At 71.5% G+C, this 17937-nt stretch carries 16 protein-coding genes and 1 riboswitch; of the genes, 4 read left to right on the top strand and 12 right to left on the bottom strand.

Translation table 11 applies throughout. The features are described 5' to 3' along the window. Nucleotides 1–57: 57 nt before the first annotated feature. Nucleotides 58–1200, bottom strand: coding sequence for a glycosyltransferase family 4 protein (locus ACIGWZ_RS22955; protein ID WP_400067455.1), 1143 nt, complete (start codon nt 1198–1200; stop codon nt 58–60). A gap of 160 nt (nt 1201–1360) precedes the next feature. Between ACIGWZ_RS22955 and ACIGWZ_RS22950 the strand changes: the two genes are divergently transcribed. After that, a complete protein-coding gene (locus ACIGWZ_RS22950) occupies nt 1361–2677 on the top strand; it encodes a glycosyltransferase 87 family protein (protein ID WP_400067453.1) in 1317 nt (438 codons plus the stop codon). On the opposite strand, the gene ACIGWZ_RS22945 is transcribed toward ACIGWZ_RS22950, so the two are convergent. The 5 genes from ACIGWZ_RS22945 to ACIGWZ_RS22925 all read right to left on the bottom strand — a co-directional run bounded on the left by ACIGWZ_RS22945 (nt 2634) and on the right by ACIGWZ_RS22925 (nt 8372). Then, nucleotides 2634–4025 (bottom strand): hypothetical protein, encoded by a 1392-nt coding sequence (locus ACIGWZ_RS22945; RefSeq protein WP_400067451.1) that lies wholly within the window; start codon nt 4023–4025, stop codon nt 2634–2636. The two genes, ACIGWZ_RS22950 and ACIGWZ_RS22945, sit on opposite strands and share 44 nt — an antisense overlap. 72 nt (nt 4026–4097) lie before the next feature. After that, nucleotides 4098–5144, bottom strand: coding sequence for an NlpC/P60 family protein (locus ACIGWZ_RS22940; protein WP_400067449.1), 1047 nt, complete (start codon nt 5142–5144; stop codon nt 4098–4100). 253 nt (nt 5145–5397) lie between these two features. Beyond that, nucleotides 5398–6423: an NlpC/P60 family protein gene (locus tag ACIGWZ_RS22935; RefSeq protein ID WP_400067447.1), complete on the bottom strand. Its 1026-nt coding sequence runs from the start codon at nt 6421–6423 to the stop codon at nt 5398–5400. A gap of 317 nt (nt 6424–6740) precedes the next feature. Then, complete coding sequence (locus ACIGWZ_RS22930; RefSeq protein ID WP_400067445.1) at nt 6741–8114, bottom strand: NYN domain-containing protein; 1374 nt, start codon at nt 8112–8114, stop codon at nt 6741–6743. 18 nt (nt 8115–8132) lie between these two features. Beyond that, entirely contained in the window at nt 8133–8372 is a 240-nt protein-coding gene (locus ACIGWZ_RS22925) for a hypothetical protein (protein WP_400068032.1), read from the bottom strand. Nucleotides 8373–8665: 293 nt separating this feature from the next. Here ACIGWZ_RS22925 and ACIGWZ_RS22920 point away from each other — a divergent pair, with 293 nt between their 5' ends. Further along, the gene (locus ACIGWZ_RS22920) at nt 8666–9346 is read left to right on the top strand and encodes a rhomboid family intramembrane serine protease (protein WP_400068030.1); all 681 of its coding nucleotides are present in this window, start codon (nt 8666–8668) and stop codon (nt 9344–9346) included. After that, a complete protein-coding gene (locus ACIGWZ_RS22915; protein WP_400067444.1) occupies nt 9343–9624 on the top strand; it encodes an Lrp/AsnC family transcriptional regulator in 282 nt (93 codons plus the stop codon). Before ACIGWZ_RS22920 ends, ACIGWZ_RS22915 begins: the two co-directional genes overlap by 4 nt. Nucleotides 9625–10024: 400 nt before the next feature. Here ACIGWZ_RS22915 and ACIGWZ_RS22910 read toward each other — a convergent pair whose 3' ends face one another. From ACIGWZ_RS22910 to ACIGWZ_RS22885, 6 genes are all read right to left on the bottom strand, one after another. After that, a complete protein-coding gene (locus ACIGWZ_RS22910) occupies nt 10025–11395 on the bottom strand; it encodes an aminotransferase class V-fold PLP-dependent enzyme (protein ID WP_400067442.1) in 1371 nt (456 codons plus the stop codon). Nucleotides 11396–11564: 169 nt separating this feature from the next. After that, nucleotides 11565–11682, bottom strand: a riboswitch (SAM riboswitch). A gap of 91 nt (nt 11683–11773) precedes the next feature. Beyond that, nucleotides 11774–12838 (bottom strand): anthranilate phosphoribosyltransferase, encoded by a 1065-nt coding sequence (trpD, locus tag ACIGWZ_RS22905; RefSeq protein ID WP_400067440.1) that lies wholly within the window; start codon nt 12836–12838, stop codon nt 11774–11776. A gap of 138 nt (nt 12839–12976) precedes the next feature. After that, the gene (locus ACIGWZ_RS22900) at nt 12977–14614 is read right to left on the bottom strand and encodes a cytochrome bc complex cytochrome b subunit (protein WP_400067438.1); all 1638 of its coding nucleotides are present in this window, start codon (nt 14612–14614) and stop codon (nt 12977–12979) included. Beyond that, entirely contained in the window at nt 14611–15672 is a 1062-nt protein-coding gene (locus tag ACIGWZ_RS22895; protein ID WP_400067436.1) for a Rieske 2Fe-2S domain-containing protein, read from the bottom strand. The genes ACIGWZ_RS22900 and ACIGWZ_RS22895 overlap by 4 nt, the downstream gene beginning before the upstream one ends. After that, nucleotides 15669–16478, bottom strand: a complete 810-nt coding sequence (locus tag ACIGWZ_RS22890) for a c-type cytochrome (RefSeq protein ID WP_400067434.1) — start codon at nt 16476–16478, stop codon at nt 15669–15671. The genes ACIGWZ_RS22895 and ACIGWZ_RS22890 overlap by 4 nt, the downstream gene beginning before the upstream one ends. An 85-nt stretch (nt 16479–16563) precedes the next feature. Next, on the bottom strand, nt 16564–17184 hold the full coding sequence (locus tag ACIGWZ_RS22885; RefSeq protein ID WP_400067432.1) for a heme-copper oxidase subunit III: 621 nt from the start codon (nt 17182–17184) through the stop codon (nt 16564–16566). A gap of 309 nt (nt 17185–17493) precedes the next feature. Between ACIGWZ_RS22885 and ACIGWZ_RS22880 the strand changes: the two genes are divergently transcribed. Then, on the top strand, nt 17494–17895 hold the full coding sequence (locus ACIGWZ_RS22880; RefSeq protein ID WP_400067430.1) for a hypothetical protein: 402 nt from the start codon (nt 17494–17496) through the stop codon (nt 17893–17895). Nucleotides 17896–17937: the final 42 nt, after the last annotated feature.

The raw sequence follows: 17937 nt of genomic DNA, 5'->3' as shown, positions 1-17937 counted from the left end.
CCGCCAGGCGCAACGGCGAGAAACCCACCACGGCGGGACAGCCGAAAACGTGGGGGGCTAGAGCAACGCTTCCAGGCGCCCCGCAAGCAGGTCCCAGCGCCACTTTTCCTCGACCCAGGCTCGGCCCCGGGTGCCCATTCGGTGGCGCAGGTCCGGGTCCTTGAGGAGGGTGATGAGGCGTTCGGCGGTGGGGGTGGGGGAGCCGCCGGGGACCACCCAGCCGGTTTCGCCGTCCAGGACGGCGTCGGGGGCGCCGCCGGAGTCGCCGGCCACCACGGGCAGGCCGGTGGCGGAGGCCTCCAGGTAGACGATGCCGAGGCCTTCGACGTCGAGGCCGCCGCGGCGGGTGCGGCAGGGCATGGCGAAGACGTCGCCGGCGCCGAAGTGGGCGGGGAGTTCCTCCCAGGGGACGGCGCCGGTGAAGCGCACGGAGTCGGCGACGCCCTTGCGCAGGGCGAGGGCGTGCAGCTCCTCCTCGTACGGGCCGCCGCCGACGATCAGCAGGACCGCGTCCGGGACCGCGGCCAGGACGGCCGGCATCGCCTCGATGAGGGTGTCCTGGCCCTTGCGGGGGACGAGACGCGAGACGCACACCACGACCGGCCGGCCGGCGAGGCCGAGGCGGGCCCGTACGGCGTGGCCGCCCGAGGCGGGGTGGAAGGTCTTCTCGTCGACGCCGGGCGGGAGCTGGACCATCCGGGACGCGGCGGCCGGAGTCAGGGCGGCCGCGATCCGGGAGCGGGTGTACTCGCCGAGGTAGGTGAGGGTGTCGGTGCCCTCGCCGATGCGGCGCAGCAGTTGGCGGGCGGCGGGGAGCTGGGCCCAGCCCGCCTCGTGGCCGTGGGTGGTGGCCACGATGCGGCGGGCGCCGGCGGCGCGGAGCGCGGGCGCCATCAGGCCGAGGGGCGCGGCCGCGCCGAACCAGACCGAGGAGCAGCCGTGTTCGCGCAGGAGGGCGGTGGCGCGGCGGGTCACCCGGGGCGTGGGCAGAAGCATCGTCGTACGGTCGCGGACCACCGTGAACGGCTGCTCGGCATCGAAGGCGGCGGTGGCCGCGAGACCTTCCTCGGTGCGCTTCCACGTCGAGGCGTAGACGACGACCTGGGAGGGGTCCAGGCGCAGCGCCATGCTGTGCAGGAAGGCCTGGATGCCGCCGGGCCGGGGCGGGAAGTCGTTGGTGACGATCAGGGTCTTGTGCACGGTGGTCTTCCGACAGGGGTTCCTAGGGTCCGGTCCCGGCCGACAGTACCGGGTCGCCGGCCGGCGGCGGGCCGCCCGGCCCGCCACGCCCCGCGGCCTCCACGCCCGCGGCCGGCCGCTGCCGGATGATGCACAGCGGGCGGAGCGGGGAGTGGTGGAGATGGCCGGCACCGGCGGGACGCGGGGCGGATGGCTGCCGGTGGGTGTCTGGTGCGCGACGCGGGCCGTCGTCGTGCTGTGCGCGCTGCGGGTGATCCGGCTGCCGGGGCCGGACGTCAGCAGCGACGTCCGGGTGATCTACCGGGCGTGGGCCGAGGTGCTCGGGGCCGGTGCCTTCCCGCTCGGCGACGTGACCTGGCAGTATCCGCCGGGCGCCGCCCTGGCCGTGCTCTCCCCCGGGCTGCTGCCGTTTCTCGACTACGGTCCGGCGTTCGTCGCGGTGGTCCTGGTCGCGGACGCGGTGGGGTTGGCGCTGTTCCTGCGCATGGCGCGGCGGCCCGGGAACCGCCCGGCCGGGGCCTGGGTGTGGATCGTGGGCGTGGCGCTGCTCGGCCCCACCGCGTACGCCCGTTACGACCTGATGGCCGCTCTCGTCGCCGCCATGGCGCTGTTCGCGGCGGCCCGCCGGCCGCGGGTGGCGGGCGCCCTGGTGGCGTTCGGTGCGCTGCTGAAGGTCTGGCCGGTGCTGGTGCTGACCGGGGCGGCGCTGCGCGGCCGCCGGGCGCGCGCCCTGTGGCTCGCCGCGGCGGGCACCACGGCCGGGCTGACGGTGCTCTTCGTGGCGGCCGCGCCGGGCGCGCTGGCCTTCCTCGCCTTCCAGCGGGACCGCGGTACGGAGATCGAGTCGCTGGGCGCGCTGGTCTTCCACCTCGCCCGGCACCTGGGCTGGAGCGGGGAGGTGCTGCTGCGCTACGGGTCGGTGGAGTTCGTGGGGCCGGGGGTTGCGGCCGTCAGTGCGCTCGCGCTCGCGCTGACCCTGGCCGCGCTGGTGTGGCTGCTCCGATGGCGGCTGCGGGCACGGGAGTTGGGCGCCCGGACGCTGCCCGATGCGGCGTTCACCGCCACTTTGCTGTTCACCACCACCAGCCGGGTGATCAGCCCGCAGTATCTGCTGTGGCTGGTGGCGCTGGCCGCGGTGTGCCTGACCACGGGGGCCGGCCGGCAGGCCGCGCCCGCCGGGCTCGTCGTGCTGGCGACCGGGGTGACGCTGCTGGAGTTCCCGGTCTTCTTCCCCCATGTGGTGGCGAGCGACGGCCCGGGGGTCGCCCTGCTGGCGGTGCGCAACGGCCTGCTGGTGACGGCGTCGCTGATGGCCTGCCGGAGGCTGGCGGCGGCCACCCGCGGGGACGGGTCCCTCGGCGGCCGGGCCGCGGGAGCCGGCGGCCGCGGGAGCCCCGCAGCCGTACGGGCCGCAGCGGCCGGCCCCGCCCCGCTCACCTCAGCTGCCCCTCCACGTACTCCCGCCACTCCCGGGTGAACTCCCCCAGCCCCACGCCCAGTTGAGCCCGCATGGCGCGGTCCAGCCGCTCGACCCGGTCGGGGAGGCGCCGGCTGTGGGCGGGGGTGGAGCCGGGTGTGCGGTGCGGCCGGGGGTGGTGCGTGGCCTGCCGGGTCTCCATCGGCCCGCCCAGGCGCCCGGCGGCGGTCTCCGCACCGCTGCGGCCCGCCGCCCGGTAGAAGGCGATCAGCTTGGCCTCGCCCCACTTGTCGGCGATCATCCGGCAGGCCAGCCAGCCGCCCTCGTACGCCTTCGCCAGGCGGTCCGCGCCGGCCTGGAAGCCGAAGTCCTCGTCGGTGGGGAGGCTGTCGGGAGCCGCGCCCTGGGACACCGCGCGGGAGAGTTCGGGGGCGGTGCTGGCCGCCTCGCTGCGTATGTCGCGGTAGGCGACCCAGTCGGCGAAGCCCTCGGAGAGCCAGAGCGGGGTGGCCGTGGTGGTGACCGTTCGGGTGGCCACATGGGTGGTTTCGTGGGTGAGCACCACCGAGCGGCCGACGTCGTTGAGTTCCTCGTACGCCTCCGGGTTGACGATCACCCGGTCCGCGGGCGCGGTGGCCGAGGCGCCCGCCTCGCCGGTGGTGACGGCGGCGATCCCGGCGTAGCCGGCGGAGTCGCCGTCGCCCAGCAGCTGCGCCATCTGGTCGACGGTGTCCGGGGCCTCCACGACCACCGTCCCCGACCAGGCGCCTTTCCAGGCGTCGGAGACGGCGGGCACCGCCTCGTCCACCCGGTCCGCGAGATCGCGCAGCCGCGCCGGGTCCGCGGCGCCGCCGAGCACCAGGCTGTGCCGGCCGCGGACCAGCCGGACCGGGCCCTGGTCCCACAGCTGGCGGGTGCCGAGCCTGCCGGAGGCGGCACCGTCGGAGTCCGAGGAGATCCGCCAGCGGCCGGCGTGCCGGGTGAGCGTGAGGTACTGGAGGGAGGTGACGGATGCGGTGTCGTAGCCCTTGAGGCGGTAGCTGAGCCGTACCTTGGCGGCCATCCGGTCGCGGGGGCCGCCGGCCGGGAGCGGGAAGGCGTCGGTGGCGACGAGGTCGTAGCGCCAGTCGGTGAGCGGTACGGCCGTGAGGTTGGCGATCATCCGGCGCTGGCGGGCGCGGTAGTCGCCGGATCGCGGGTCGACGGTGGCCAGGAAGGCGGCGGTGTCCCGGTGGCGGACGGCCCACGAGCGGCTGTCGAGCATCCGCTGGACGTCCGGGAAACGGTCCCGTGGCGGCGACTGGGGCGCGCAGCCGGTGACCGGGACGAGCAGCGCAAGGAGCGGGACGGCACCGGCCGCCGCCCCGGCCCGTGACGGCCACCGCCGCCCCGCCCGCTGACGTGACATGCCGCTGATCGTATGTGCGACCGGGGCGGGGCAAAAACGCTGGGCGGGGACGGGAGGGGGCGGCGGCCGGCTTCAGGGCCTGGTGACGGAGGAGACCGGCAGCACCCCGACCGGGTCGTAACGGACCCGGGCGCCGGGATAGGGCGCGTGGACGACCTGGCCGTTTCCCACGTACATCCCGACGTGGCTGGCGTCCGAGCGGTAGATGACCAGGTCACCGGGTTGCGCCTGGTCGAGCGGCACCTGGTGGCCGGCGCCGCTCTGGGCCTGTGACGTGCGCGGGATGAAGACGCCGGCGCGCCCATAGGCCCATTGGGTGAGACCGGAGCAGTCGAAGGCCGAGGGGCCGGTGCTCCCCCAGGCGTACGGGGAGCCGACGGCGGCGCGGACGGCGGCGACCGCCGCGGCGGCCCGGCCGGAGGCCGCCGCGACGCCGGAGAGGTCGGGAAGCATCTCGTCGCGCCCGTCGCTGCGCGAGGCCCGGTCGTAGGCCGCCCTGGCGTCCACGGGGAGCGCGTTCAGCACCCGCCGGGCGGCGGCCAGCTTGCGCTGCACGTCCTTCTTGCGGAGGGCGACGTCCCGGCGTCCGGCCTCGAGGTCCGCCAGCGTCGCGGCGGTCGCCCGGCGCTGCCGTTCCAGGGTCCGCTGCGCGGTCTGCAGCTCGCGCAGCTCGCCGGCCTGGCTGCGGTTGATCCGCTCGAGCGCGGAGGCCTTCTCCAGGTAGCTTCCGGGACGCTCGGAGAGCATCAGCCGGAGGGTGGGGTCGATGCCGCCGGCGCGGTACTGGGCGGCGGCCAGCGCGCCCAGCCGGGTGCGCATCCGGTTGACGCGTTCCTGGGCGCGGGCGGTGCGGTCCTGAAGGGTCGCCGCCTCGTCCCGCAGCCGCCGGGTCCGCTCGTCGGCGCCGTTGAACTTCTCGGTGGCCCGCTCGGCCTCCTCGTAGAGCTTGTCGACCCGCGCGGTGGCCGCTTCCCGGCCCGCTGCGGGGCGTTCCCCGGGGTCGGCCGCGGCCGGCGGACCGGACAGTGCGGCGGCCGCGGTTGCCAGGGCCGCCGAGACGACGGTGACGCCGGTGCGGGTGACGGGACCTGGCTGCGAGGTACGGCGATGGGAGACCACGTATGCCGCACTCCTTCCGTTGCAGCCGCTGTCGCCCGGGAGGGCGGACGGTGACCGGCGGCCGCGAGCCAGGACAGTAACCGCGCAGGTCGGCGGCGACCAAAGAACCCTTCGGGTACGCAAAATGCCGCCCCGCCGGTGACTGTGCAGGTCACCGGCGGGGCGGCGGGTCAGCGGCGGGGACCGCAATTCGCCCGTTCGGGCGGCAGGTTGAGAACGTTGTGAGGTTTTTCCGACCCGTACGCCGGGGCGGTCAGACCCGCACGCCGAACGCGAACGGCATGTTGTTGATCGACTCGTAGCGCACCGCGGCGCCCGGCTTCGGGGCGTGCAGCACGGTGCCGTTGCCCGCGTAGAGGCCGATGTGGTGCAGGTCGCTGTAGAAGAGCACCAGGTCGCCGGGCTTGAGGTCGCTCTCCGAGCCGATCCGGGAACCGGCGTTGGCCTGCTCCTGCGAGGTGCGCGGCAGCGACTGGCCGGCCTGCTGGTACGCCCAGGAGGTCAGGCCCGAGCAGTCGAAGGAGGACGGGCCGGTGGCGCCCCAGACGTAGGGCGAGCCGATCTTGGACTGGGCGGCGGACAGGGCCGCCGCACCGCGCTGGGAGGCGGGCAGGGCGTCGCCGAGGTTGACCCGGTCGTTGTTGCGGTTGGCGCGCGCCTGCTCCGCCTGCATGGCCGCCTTCTCCTTGGCGGTCATGGTGTTGAGCAGCTCCTGCGCCTTGGCGAGCTTGCTCTTGATCTCGTCCTTCTTCTCGCCGAGGGCCTTGCGGGTCTCGGTGAGGTCCTGGATCTTGCCGACGGCCTCGGCGCGCTCCTGGGCGAGTTGGCGCTGCTTGTCCGCGATGGTCTTCAGCTGCTCGGCCTGGTGGCCGCTGAGCTGGTCGAGGGTGGAGGCCTTGTCCAGGTAGGTGTCCGGGTCGCCGGAGAGGAAGAGCTGGACGGAGGGGTCGATGCTGCCGCTGCGGTACTGGCCGGAGGCGACGGCACCCAGGCCCTTGCGGAGCTGGTTGAGCTCCTCCTGGCCGCGGGCGACCTTGTCCTGGAGGCGGTCCACGTCCTTCTGGAGCTTGTCCTGGTCCTCCTTGGCCCCGTTGTACTTCTCGGTGGCCTGCTCCGCCTGCTCGTAGAGCTTGTCGACCTGAGCCTTGACGTCCTTCTTGGACGGGTTCGGGGCGGCCTGGGCGGCCTGGGACGAAAGGGCGACGGCCGCGGCGGCGGTCGCGGTGAGCACGGTCACGCGAGTACGGCTCGGCTGCTTGGGTCGACGGTGGGACGCCACGGGGGCGAGCTCCTTCTTCCTCCAGCCGCCTACCGGGAAGTGGGGGGGGTGAGACCCCGGCTCCGCGTGAACGCCGCGGACTCGGCGGTACCTTCACTGACCATCCCGGTTGGATAATCACCTGTATGAAGGTTCGAGGCCCGACCTTAGTAACCGAGTTGTGATCGCTTCAAATCCCCACGGGAAAAAACTGCGTCACCAGCCCCATCCTTTACCAACATCACACAGGCAGTAAGCGCTGTTTGACGCTGCGATACGGAGAGCAGGGGGAACGCAAGCGATTTTTCCGGCGGGAGGGGGCCGGTGCCGCAAAACCGTCAGGTCCGGGCAAGTCGCTTCAGGAGCAGGGCCGATGCGACCGGCCGGGCGCCCGCCTTCGCGACGCCGTCGGCCACTTCCCGGTCCGTGGAGACCACGACGACCGGGCGGCCGGGCGGTTCGGCCCGTACCAGCTGACGAATCAACTCATCGGCCGTTACGCCCGGTTTGCTGAACAGCACCCGCACCCCGCGCGGCGGCGCGAGCAGCACCGGCGCCGCCAGCTCCGCGCCGTCGAAGACACAGGTCATCTCCGCGCCGGTCTGCGCGGCCAGCACCGCCAGCCCGCCCAACAGCCGCAGTCGCTGTTTGTCCAGAGGCATGGTGGGATAGCCGGTTTTGGTGACGTTGTAGCCGTCCACCACCAAATGCGCCTGCGGCAGCGCCAGTAGCTGGTCGAGCAGCGCCGGGTCCATCTCCGACAGCGCACGGGCCGCGATGTCCCTGGGCGTCATCCTGCCCGGGGCGACCGCCTCGACGGTGTCCGCCGGGTGGACGCTGGCGGGCGGCAGGGCCAGTTCGCGGCGCAGCCCCTGGGCGGCGTCCAGCACCGTGTCCAGCAGCAGCCGCAGCCGCATGTCCTCGACGCTGCGGCCCTCACGGGCGGCCCGCCGGCCGGCCTCCAGCGCCGCCTCGACCTCGGTGACGCGGGCCTTGAGCCGGCGCAGTTCGCTGTCCGCGAGGGTCTTTTCGGTCGCGGCCTGGGACCGCGCGGCCTCCAGCGCGGCCTCGGCCTTGCGCACCGCCGCCTCGCGGCGCTTGACGTCGCTCAGCGCGCTGCGCAGCTTGCGGTGCAGCGACTCGTTCTCCTTACGGGCCGCCTCCAGGTCCACCCGGGCCCGGTCGACGTCGGCGCGGGCCTCACTGCGCGCCTGCGACAGCTCCTCCCGCAGCCGGGCCAGCTCCCGTTCGGCCTCCTCGCCGGCCCGCTCGGCGCGCGCCCGCTGCGCCTCCTCGCCGGCCGCCGCGACCAGCTTGACCCAGCCCTCGGGGCGCAGCACGTACGCCGCCGCCGCGACGTCCAGCGGGTCGGCGGCCGCGGGCGGGGTGCCGTCCTCCAGCGCCGATGCCAGCTCCGGCTGGGCCTCGCGCAGCTTGCCCGCGATCCGCTGCCGGAAGACCGCGTCGCTCTCCAGCGCCGCGGCCATCGCGTTCCCGGCGAACTTGGCCCGGCGGGTCGGGGTGAAACGGGCGTACTGCCGCAAGGGGGGCGGGAGTTCGGAGACCGTCAGCGCGCCGAACGACTCCGCGGTGAGCGCCACGACACGGCGCCGTACGCCCTCGGGCAGCGGACGGTCGAGCACTTCGTCGACGGCATCGTCGGATGCGTCGGCCTGCGCCGCCCCCGGCTCCCTTTCTGGACGCTCCACCACGGCTCGATCGCTCCGATCTCAGGCGCTCGCGCCCGGCCGGTCCACCAGCTCGATCTGGTCGACCGCATTGCACCAGCGGCAGCGCACGGACTCGATGCTCTCACTGAGGACCTCGCGCTCCTCCACCTTCGGCTCCCCGGCAAGGTCCAGGTGGACGTACTCCACGGCCTTGGACCGGCGGGTCACATCGAAACGCGTGAGGTTGCCGCAGAGCGTGCAGCGCCACCGGGTTTCGGCCGTCGGCAGGGGAACACCCATCGTGTTGTCCTCTTTCGTACTCGTCATGCTGCTCGGTCTCGTGCTGATGCGCGGGTTCACGCGGTGCGCCGTCGGACTGCGGAAAGTACGCAAGGTACTGACTGCAACCCTACGGCCTGACAGGGGGCCGGTGCGGGCCCCGCCCAGGAGGCGGGACGCGGCGAGGCACTCTGTCCCGAATGCCCGCATTGAGCCATGATCACTTCATGACGGCGCCGTCCCCCTTCTCCCGCTCTCCGGGCTTTCCCCGGCCACCGCACCCCGCCCGCTCCCTGGCAGCGCTCTTCTCCCGGATGACGCATGTGCTGATCGGGCTGTGCTGCGTGATCTTCGTGATCGGCCCTGCCTCGGGCCTGAACCACGTCTACGGGCACGGCGACGCCCTGCTACGGGCCCAGACCGCATATTTCGAGCGCTGGGGGGTGATCCCGCTCGACCTGTGGAGCGGCTCGCTGCACGCGCTGGTCACCCCGCTGACCGCACTGTTCGTGCACGGCAGCTGGCTCCATCTGCTCGGCAACATGCTGTTCCTGTACGTCTTCGGCGGCATGACCGAGGTCCGCATGGGACGGCTGCCGTTCACCGCCTTCTACCTCGTCACCGGCTATCTGGCCCTGCTCGGCTACGCCGCCGCGCACGCCACTTCCGGCCAGCCCCTGGTGGGCGCCTCCGGCTCGATCTCCGGCGTCCTGGGCGCCTTCCTCTACCTCTTCCCCAAGGCCCGGGTCACCAGCATCTTCCCGTTCCTGTTCTTCCTGCCGCTGCGCTTCCCCGCCTGGATCGTGCTGCTGTTCTGGTTCGGCCTCCAATGGCAGGCCGCACAGGACGACCCCAACGGTCCCGGCGTCGCCTACCTCGCCCATGTCGTCGGCTTCGCCCTGGGCTTCCTGTACGCATGGGCGCGCTACGGGAGGGATAGTGTGGGGGCCACCAGGGGGAACGAACCGGCGACCGAGGGAGAGAGCCAGCCGTGATCACTTCGATCGTGCTCATCAAGACCAGCGTGGACCGCATCCCGGAGATCGCCGAGAAGATCGCCGCCCTGGAGGGTGTCAGCGAGGTCTACTCCGTCACCGGTGCGCACGATCTGATCGCGATGGTGCGGGTCGCCGCCCACGACGACCTCGCCGACGTCATCCCCGGCCGGATCAGCAAGGTCCCCGGCGTCGCCTCCACCGAGACGCACATCGCCTTCCGCACGTACTCCCAGCACGACCTCGAGGCGGCGTTCGCTATTGGGCTGGATGCGTGACGCTGCGCTTGGCTTGGGCCCCACGTTTTTGACTTTCCCGCCGTGGTGGTTGTTCGCCGTTGCGCCTGCGGCGGGCTGGTGCCGCTGCGCGGGGCTGTTCGGCAGCGGCACCGGGCCTACACGGCTCCGCCGCTACGACCCGGCACCTCCCCGTTGAGGGTGGGAGAAACCCGTGGGGGTGCCTGTAGGCGGTCAGGTGTCTCTTGTGGACCGGTCATGGTGAACGGACGACTCAACGCCCGCCCCCACCGAGCCCTTCCACCCACCCACGGGAGGGGACGGACCGTAGCGGCGGAGCCGTGTAGGGCCGGCACCGCTCCCGAACAACCCACGCCCGCCGCAGGCGCAACGGCGAAACACCCCCACGGCGGGACGGCCGACAACGTGGGGAGAAACCCCGCTACGCGGCGGGCACGCAACGGCCGTCCTCGGTGCGGTAGTTCCACTGCGCGCCGTCTGCCACCAGTTCCTTGACCGCGCGGACGAAGCGGTCGACGTGCTCATCCGGCGTGCCAACGCCCAGGCTCACGCGGATGGCGTTCAGCGAGCGCTCGCCGGGGGCCGCCTCCGGGGCGCCGCACTCCCCCGGCTCCTGCGGCTCGCTGCCCAGGAGGGTCCGTACGAGCGGGTGGGCGCAGAAGAGGCCGTCGCGGACGCCGATGCCGTACTCCGCCGACAGCGCGGCCGCGAAGTGCGAGCTGTTCCAGCCCTCGACGACGAAGGAGAGGACGCCCACCCGCGGGGCGTCGTCACCGAAGAGGGAGAGGACGTTGACCTCGGGGACCTCGGCCAGGCCCGCCCGGACCCGGGCGATCAGCGCCTGCTCGCGGGCGACCAGCTGGTCGAAACCGGCCTCGGTCAGCGCCCGGCAGGCGGAGGCGATGGAGTAGGCGCCGATGACGTTGGGCGAGCCGGCCTCGTGCCGGGCCGCGGTGGTGTGCCACTCGACGTCCACCCCGCCGTCCGTACGCCGCGAGACCTTACGGCTGGCGCCGCCGCCCGCCAGGTACGGCTCCGCGTCCTGCAGCCAGTCCGCGCGGCCCGCCAGCACACCGGCGCCGAACGGCGCGTACAGCTTGTGCCCGGAGAAGGCGGCCCAGTCGACGTCCAGCTCGGCGATGTCGACGGGGTGGTGCGGGGCGAGCTGCGCGGCGTCGAGGACGATCCGGGCGCCGTGGGCGTGTGCGGCAGCGGCCAGTTCCCGTACGGGCCAGAGCTCACCGGTCACGTTCGAGGCGCCGGTGACGCAGACCAGCGCCGGGCCGTAGGGCTCGCGCTCGGCGAGCGCCTGCTCCAGAGTGTCCACCGCCTGCTGCGGGGTGCGCGGCGCGTTCAGGTACGTCACGGCGGTGTCCGCGCGCTGCTCCCAGGGCAGCAGCGAGGCGTGGTGCTCGGTCTCGAAGACGAACACCCGGGTGTTCTGCGGGAGTACGGCCGCGAGGAGGTTGAGCGAGTCGGTGGTGGAGCGGGTGAAGACCACCTGGTCGTCGGCGCGGCAGCCGAGGAAGTCGGAGATGGTCCGGCGGCTGTTCTCGAAGAGGTCGGTGGACAGCTGCGAGAGGTATCCGGCACCGCGGTGCACGCTGCCGTAGTACGGGGCGTAGGCGGCCACGTCGTCCCAGACCCGCTGCAGGGCCGGGGCGCTGGCGGCGTAGTCCAGCGCGGCGTAGTCGACCTCCCCGCCGGTCACGAGCGGAACGGTGACGTCCCGGCCCAGAACCGGCAGCGGGGCACAGACGGAACGGTCGGCGGCAACGGCGGAAACAGACATGGCGAACTCCCGTAAGAGGCAGGCGAATGACCGCGGCCGGGTGCGCGGAGGCGCACTGCGTGGCGGCCGCAGTGGAAGAGAAAAGGGGTGCGGGAAAGGGGCCGACGGCCCTATCGCATTCGCTGAATCACGGAAGATGCTCCCTCGAGGACCAGGATCCCTGGCGAGGGATCCGCGCTTGCCGCAGACCTCGCTGCCTGCGGCCTGGTCATCACCCGGGGCACCCCGCCACGGACGGAGGGTTGCCGGACAGCGGGCCGGGGCCTGTGTCGCTGTCACTCGTGACCTGCCGAGCATCATGCCACAGCAGCAAAGCGGCGCAAGGCCCGGTCCGGATAACGGACAGGGCCTTGCGCCGTACCGATGGTCACCGGCCGCTCATCTGTTGCTGGCCGCCACCCAGCGCTCCAGCACCCGCTTGGCCGCCCCGGAGTCGATGGCCGCGGCGGCCCGGTCGATGCCGGCCCGGATCTGCTCCGTCAGGGGCGCCTCGGACGGCTCCAGGGCCACCAGCGCCGCCGCGGCGTTCAGCAGCACCGCGTCGCGCACCGGGCCCCTCTCGCCGTCCAGCAGCCGGCGGGCCACATCGGCGTTGTACGAGGCGTCCGCGCCGCGCAGCGCCTCGACCGGGACGATGTCGATGCCGACGTCCCGCGGGTCGAAGGGCTCCTCGCGCACCGCGCCGTCCCGGACGATCCACACCCGGGAGGTGGCGGTGGTGGTCAGCTCGTCCAGGCCGTCGTCGCCGCGGAACACCAGCGCCGACGAGCCGCGCTCGGCCAGCACCCCGGCCAGGATCGGCGCCATCCGGGCGTCCGCGACGCCGGTCGCCTGGGCACGGACCTTGGCGGGGTTGGTCAGCGGGCCCAGCACGTTGAAGGTCGTACGGATGCCGAGCTGGCTGCGGGCGTTGGCGACGTGGCGCAGCGAGGGGTGGAACTTCACCGCGAAGCAGAAGGTGATGCCCGCTTCCTCGGCGACCTCGGTGACCCGCTGGGGGGTCAGGTCCAGATTGACGCCGAGCTTCGCCAGGACGTCGGAGGCGCCGCTGGCGGAGGAGGCGGCGCGGCTGCCGTGCTTGACGACCTTGGCGCCGGTGCCCGCCACCACGATCGAGGACATCGTGGAGATGTTGACGGTCTTGGCGCCGTCGCCGCCGGTGCCGACGATGTCCACGCTGGGGCCCGGCACCTCGATCAGCCGGGCGTGCGCGTACATGGTGCGGACGAGTCCGGAGATCTCGGCGACGGTTTCGCCCTTGGCGCGCAGGGCCACCGCGAACCCGGCGATCTGGGCGTCGCCGGCCTCGCCCCGCATGATCTTGTCCATCACCCAGGCGGTGTCGTCGGCGGTGAGGTCACGGCCGTCCAGCAGGGCGTTGAGGATGCCCGGCCAGGTGTGGGCCGCCACGCTGTCGCCGCCAACCGGGGTCACAACGTTCATGGTCCACGCTCCTGGTCCGTCCACTTCTGTGGTCATCACCCTATCGAGCCCCCGGGCACGCCGGAGGGCCCCGTCCAGTCGTCGGACGGGGCCCTCTGGGTGGCGTACTACCTGGTGCGCGTCGGCGCGCCGAGGTGATCAGTGGTGGCCGTGGCCGCTGGTGATCTCCTTGTACTCCTCGACCGTCGGCTTGGGGATGACGTTGTCCTCGCCGTAGTAGGTCTTCGAGAGCTTGGCGCGCAGCTTCTGCGACCGGCTGATCTTGCGGCGGACGCCGTTCTCGTCGACCTCCGGGCCGAGCTCGAGCGGCTCGGGCTGCTCGTGCTGGGTGAGCACGTGCAGCTGCTCCTGGCCGAGCGGCTCGTGGATCTCGACGAACTCACCGTGCGGCAGGCGCTTGATGATGCCCGACTCGCGGCCGTGCAGCACCTTGTCCTTGTCGCGCCGCTGCAGACCCAGGCAGATCCGCTTGGTGGCGATGAAGGCCAGCACCGGAAGGACGAAGAAGCCGATCCGGACGAACCAGGTGAGGGAGTTGAGCGACAGGTGGAAGTGCGTCGCCCACAGGTCGTTGCCGCCACCGATCAGCATCACGAAGTACGCGACGAGCCAGGCCACACCGAAGCCGGTGCGGGTGGGGACGTTGCGCGGGCGGTCCAGGATGTGGTGCTCGCGCTTGTCGCCGCGGACCCAGGACTCGACGAACGGGTAGACCGCGATGGCGACCAGGACCAGCGGGAAGATCACGATCGGGATCAGCACACCGAAGTTGACGGTGTGGCCCCAGAAGTTCCACTCCCAGCCCGGCATGACACGCACCAGACCCTCGGCGAAGCCCATGTACCAGTCGGGCTGGGCGCCGGTGGAGACCTGGTCGGGCCGGTAGGGGCCGATGGCCCACACCGGGTTGATGCTGGCGACCGCGGCGATCACCGAGATCACACCGAAGACCAGGAAGAAGAAGCCTCCGGCCTTGGCCATGTAGACCGGCAGCAGCGGCATGCCGACGACGTTGTTGTTGGTCTTGCCGGCACCCGGGAACTGCGTGTGCTTGTGGTAGAAGACCAGGATCAGGTGCGCCACCAGCAGGCCGAGCATGATGCCCGGCAGCAGCAGGACGTGCACCGTGAAGAACCGCGCGATGATGTCGTGCCCGGGGAACTCGCCGCCGAAGATGAACATCTGCAGGTACGAGCCGACCAGCGGGATCGCCAGGATGACGCCCTCGATGAACCGCACGCCGGTGCCGGAGAGCAGGTCGTCGGGGAGCGAGTAGCCGGTGAAGCCGGTGAACATGCCCAGCACGAACAGCAGGAAGCCGAACAGCCAGTTGACCTCGCGCGGCTTGCGGAAGGCGCCGGTGAAGAACACCCGCATCATGTGGACCATCATCGCGGCCAGGAAGACCAGCGCGGCCCAGTGGTGGATCTGACGGATGAGCAGACCACCGCGGACGTCGAAGCTGATGTCCAGCGTCGACTCGAAGGCCTGGGTCATCCGGATTCCCTGCATGGGCACATAGGAACCGTGGTAGGTCACCTCGGCCATGCTCGGGTGGAAGAACAGCGTCAGATAGACACCGGTCAGGATGATGATGATGAAGCTGTAGAGCGCGACCTCACCCAGCATGAAGGACCAGTGGTCCGGGAAGATCTTGCGCATGTTGGACTTGGCGAGGCTGTAGATGCCCAGCCTGCCGTCCGCCCAGTCGGCGATCCGCTCGCCCCGTGGCGCCTGGCCACGACGCGTGGTGGTCGCGCTTGTCTCGTTACTCATCCGCGCTCCCAGAAGCTCGGGCCGACGGGCTCACCGAAGCCGCTCGCGGCCTCGAGGAAGCCGTCCTTCTCCGTGATGTGCAGCTGCGGCAGGGCGTGTCCGGCCGGGCCGAAGATCACTCGACCGCCGTCAGAGAGGTCGAAGGTCGACTGGTGGCACGGGCAGAGCACGTGGTGCGTCTGCTGCTCGTACAGGCTGATCGGGCAACCGACGTGGGTGCAGATCTTCGAGTAGGCCACGATGCCCTCGTGCGACCAGGACAGCTCGTGCTTGTCCTTGATGTCCTGCGGCTTGATCCGCACGAGCATCAGGGCGTCCTTGGCGATCTTCTCGTTGAAGTCCTCGCTGTCCTCCTCCAGGCCCTCGGGCTTGGCGAAGGTCAGGGAGCCGACCGCGATGTCCTCGGGACGCAGCGGAAGGTTGGTCGACTGGTTGACCAGTCGGACGCCCTTCTTCCAGTTCGTCGTGCGCAGCTTCGTCCCGGGCAGCGGACCGAGGTCGCGCAGCAGGACGACGCCGGAGAGCGGCACCAGGGCCATCGCGCCGAACATCGTGTTGCGGATCAGCTTGCGCCGACCGAACTGCGACTCCTTGGCGCCCTCCGCGAAGTCCGCCAGGACCTTGGCCTTGACCTCGGGGGTGGCCTCGATCGGGTGGCGGTCGTCGGCGACCTCCACGTCCGACATCAGCGTGCGGGCCCAGTGGACCGCGCCGGCGCCGATGCAGAAGAGCGCGACGCCGAGCGTGAGGCCCAGCGCGAAGTTCAGGCCGCTGATGTGGCCGATCGGCCAGATGTAGACGATCTTGTCGATCGGGATGGCCACGTACGAGGCGATGAAGCCGATCGTGGCCAGCATCGACACCAGGAACAGCAGCGCCACCATGTGCTCGGAGCGGCGGGCGGCCTTCTCGTCGATGTCCTGGATGCGGTGCTCGTGCGCCGGCAGGCCGGGATCGGCGAACGGATCCTCCGCCGGTACTACCGCGCCCTCGTGCGCCGTCTCCCGCTCGGGAAGCTTTTCTTCTGGCACGTCTTCGTGTCGTCCAGTCTCACTCATGACTTCTTGGCCTTCGTAGTCCGGGCTGCGACCCAGATGGCGACCGCGACCAGCGCGCCCAGGCCGAAGATGTAGCCGAAGAGACCCTCACTGACCGGGCCGAGACCACCGAGGTCCAGGCCGCCGGGGCTCTCGGACTCATCGCCGTTGACGGCGCCGAGGTACGCGATGATGTCCTTCTTGTTCTGCTTCGACAGCGAGCCGTCACCGAAGGAGGGCATGTTCTGCGGGCCGGTTTCCATGGCCTCGTAGATGTGCTTCGGGTCCACGCCCTCGAGCGTCGGTGCGAACTTGCCGTTGGTGAGGGCGCCGCCCTTACCGGTGAAGTTGTGGCACTGCGCGCAGTTCGTACGGAACAGCTCGCCGCCCTTGCCGATGTTGGCACCTTCCGCGCTGTACTGCTTCTCGTCGGGAACGGTGGGACCGGCACCCAGCGACGCGACGTAGGCCGCGAGCTGGTCGATCTGGGCGTTGGTGTAGATGTTCCGCTTCCGCGGCACCTGGGCGCCGGGCTGCTGGGCGGGCATGCGGCCGGTACCGACCTGGAAGTCAACGGCTGCGGCGCCGACGCCGACCAGGCTCGGGCCGTCGGTGGTGCCCTGACCGCCGGTGCCGTGGCAGCTTGCGCAGCCCACGGCGAAGAGCTTCTTGCCCTCCTTGATGGCAAGGGACTGGGCGGTGTCATCGGCCTGAGCCTTGTCCGCCGGCGCGAACGCGGCGTACAGCCCCCCAGTGACCGCCAGCGCGAAGAGTAGGACGACGAGCGCCGCCAGTGGATGGCGCCGTCGTGCGGAGAGCTTTTTCACGGATTACCCCGGTGTCAGGATCTTCTGCGTCGATGCTTTGGCTATGTCTGAAATGCGTAACCGGTTCCGACCGGATGCGTACCGGTTACCGGATCAGGTAGATCGTGGCGAAGAGGCCGATCCAGACGACATCGACGAAGTGCCAGTAGTAGGACACGACGATGGCCGCGGTGGCCTGCGTGTGGGTGAACCTCTTGGCCGCGTACGTCCTGCCCAGGACCAGCAGGAAGGCGATGAGTCCGCCCGTCACGTGCAGTCCGTGGAATCCGGTGGTCAGGTAGAACACCGAGCCGTACGGGCCGGACGAGAGCGAGAGGCCCTCATGCTTGACCAGTTCGGTGTACTCGAAGACCTGACCGCCGATGAAGATCGCACCCATGACGAAGGTGACCACGAACCAGGCCCGCAGCTTCTTGACGTCGCCACGCTCGGCGGCGAAAACGCCGAGCTGGCACGTCAGAGAGCTGAGCACCAGGATCGCGGTGTTGGTTCCGGAGAACGGAAGATTCAGCGCGGCGGCCGATTCCTTCCAATACTCCGAACCGGTCACCGATCGAAGGGTGAAGTACATCGCGAAGAGGGCCGCGAAGAACATCAGCTCGGAACTCAGCCAGATGATGGTTCCGACACTGGTGAGGTTCGGCCGATTGACCGTCGGGTGCGCGTGCCCGGTTTCTACTGTCGTTGCTGTCGCCACGACCGACATTATGTCGGTCGCTTATCCCGCCCTCACTCCGGGGGGTGCCGTTCGGTGTGTCAAGGCCGTATTGCCTGCTCGCGGGGACCTCTGCGGCGGTCGCCCAAAGGGGGGAAGCGAGGCCCGGCCGGGCGCCCGCCGGGCCGCGTCCGGGCCGGGCCTGACGGCCCGTCGGGCAGATCTTGGATCCGTACGAACCCTCCTGCGGCGGCCCGATGCGGGAGTAGCCTCCGCGGTGGGGCATCTCCTGGTATCGGCCGGGAGGGTCTCCGCTCGAACTGTGCCGCTAACTGAGCCGCTACAAAGCGTGGAGGAACGATGCAGGCGACTGCCACGGTGCTGGTCTACAGCGACAACGCCAACACCCGCGAGCAGGTCAGGCTGGCGGCCGGCCGGCGCCCCGCCGCCGACGTCCCGCAGGTCGAGATCCTGGAGTGCGCCACCGCCCCGGCCGTGCTGGAGGCCCTGGAGCAGGGCGGGATCGACGTCTGTGTACTGGACGGCGAGACCGCGCCCGCGGGCGGGATGGGCGTGTGCCGGCAGATCAAGGACGAGGTCTTCAACTGCCCGCCGGTGCTGCTGCTCATCGGCCGCCCGCAGGATGCGTGGCTGGCGACCTGGAGCCGCGCGGACGCCGCCGTGACCCATCCGATCGACCCGGTGGCGTTCGCGGACTCCCTTGCCTCGCTGCTGCGCCGCCGGCTGCTCGTGCAGGCCTGAGCGGGTGACCCCGGCGGGCGGCCTGGGCGGCCGCTGAGAGGC

Source organism: Streptomyces sp. NPDC053427 (assembly GCF_044544985.1).
Lineage (GTDB): Bacteria > Actinomycetota > Actinomycetes > Streptomycetales > Streptomycetaceae > Streptomyces.
Note: the sequence above shows the minus strand (reverse complement) of the source record. Positions and strands in the feature narration are given on the sequence as shown.

What these genes read in the sequence shown, in the direction of transcription:
- ACIGWZ_RS22950 (WP_400067453.1), top strand. Translation starts at nt 1,361, where the DNA reads ATGGCCGGCACCGGCGGGACGCGGGGCGGATGGCTGCCGGTGGGTGTC.
- ACIGWZ_RS22945 (WP_400067451.1), bottom strand. Translation starts at nt 4,025, where the DNA reads ATGTCACGTCAGCGGGCGGGGCGGCGGTGGCCGTCACGGGCCGGGGCG.
- ACIGWZ_RS22925 (WP_400068032.1), bottom strand. Translation starts at nt 8,372, where the DNA reads ATGGGTGTTCCCCTGCCGACGGCCGAAACCCGGTGGCGCTGCACGCTC.
- ACIGWZ_RS22920 (WP_400068030.1), top strand. Translation starts at nt 8,666, where the DNA reads ATGACGCATGTGCTGATCGGGCTGTGCTGCGTGATCTTCGTGATCGGC.
- ACIGWZ_RS22910 (WP_400067442.1), bottom strand. Translation starts at nt 11,395, where the DNA reads ATGTCTGTTTCCGCCGTTGCCGCCGACCGTTCCGTCTGTGCCCCGCTG.
- trpD (WP_400067440.1), bottom strand. Translation starts at nt 12,838, where the DNA reads ATGAACGTTGTGACCCCGGTTGGCGGCGACAGCGTGGCGGCCCACACC.
- ACIGWZ_RS22900 (WP_400067438.1), bottom strand. Translation starts at nt 14,614, where the DNA reads ATGAGTAACGAGACAAGCGCGACCACCACGCGTCGTGGCCAGGCGCCA.
- ACIGWZ_RS22895 (WP_400067436.1), bottom strand. Translation starts at nt 15,672, where the DNA reads ATGAGTGAGACTGGACGACACGAAGACGTGCCAGAAGAAAAGCTTCCC.
- ACIGWZ_RS22885 (WP_400067432.1), bottom strand. Translation starts at nt 17,184, where the DNA reads ATGTCGGTCGTGGCGACAGCAACGACAGTAGAAACCGGGCACGCGCAC.
- ACIGWZ_RS22880 (WP_400067430.1), top strand. Translation starts at nt 17,494, where the DNA reads ATGCAGGCGACTGCCACGGTGCTGGTCTACAGCGACAACGCCAACACC.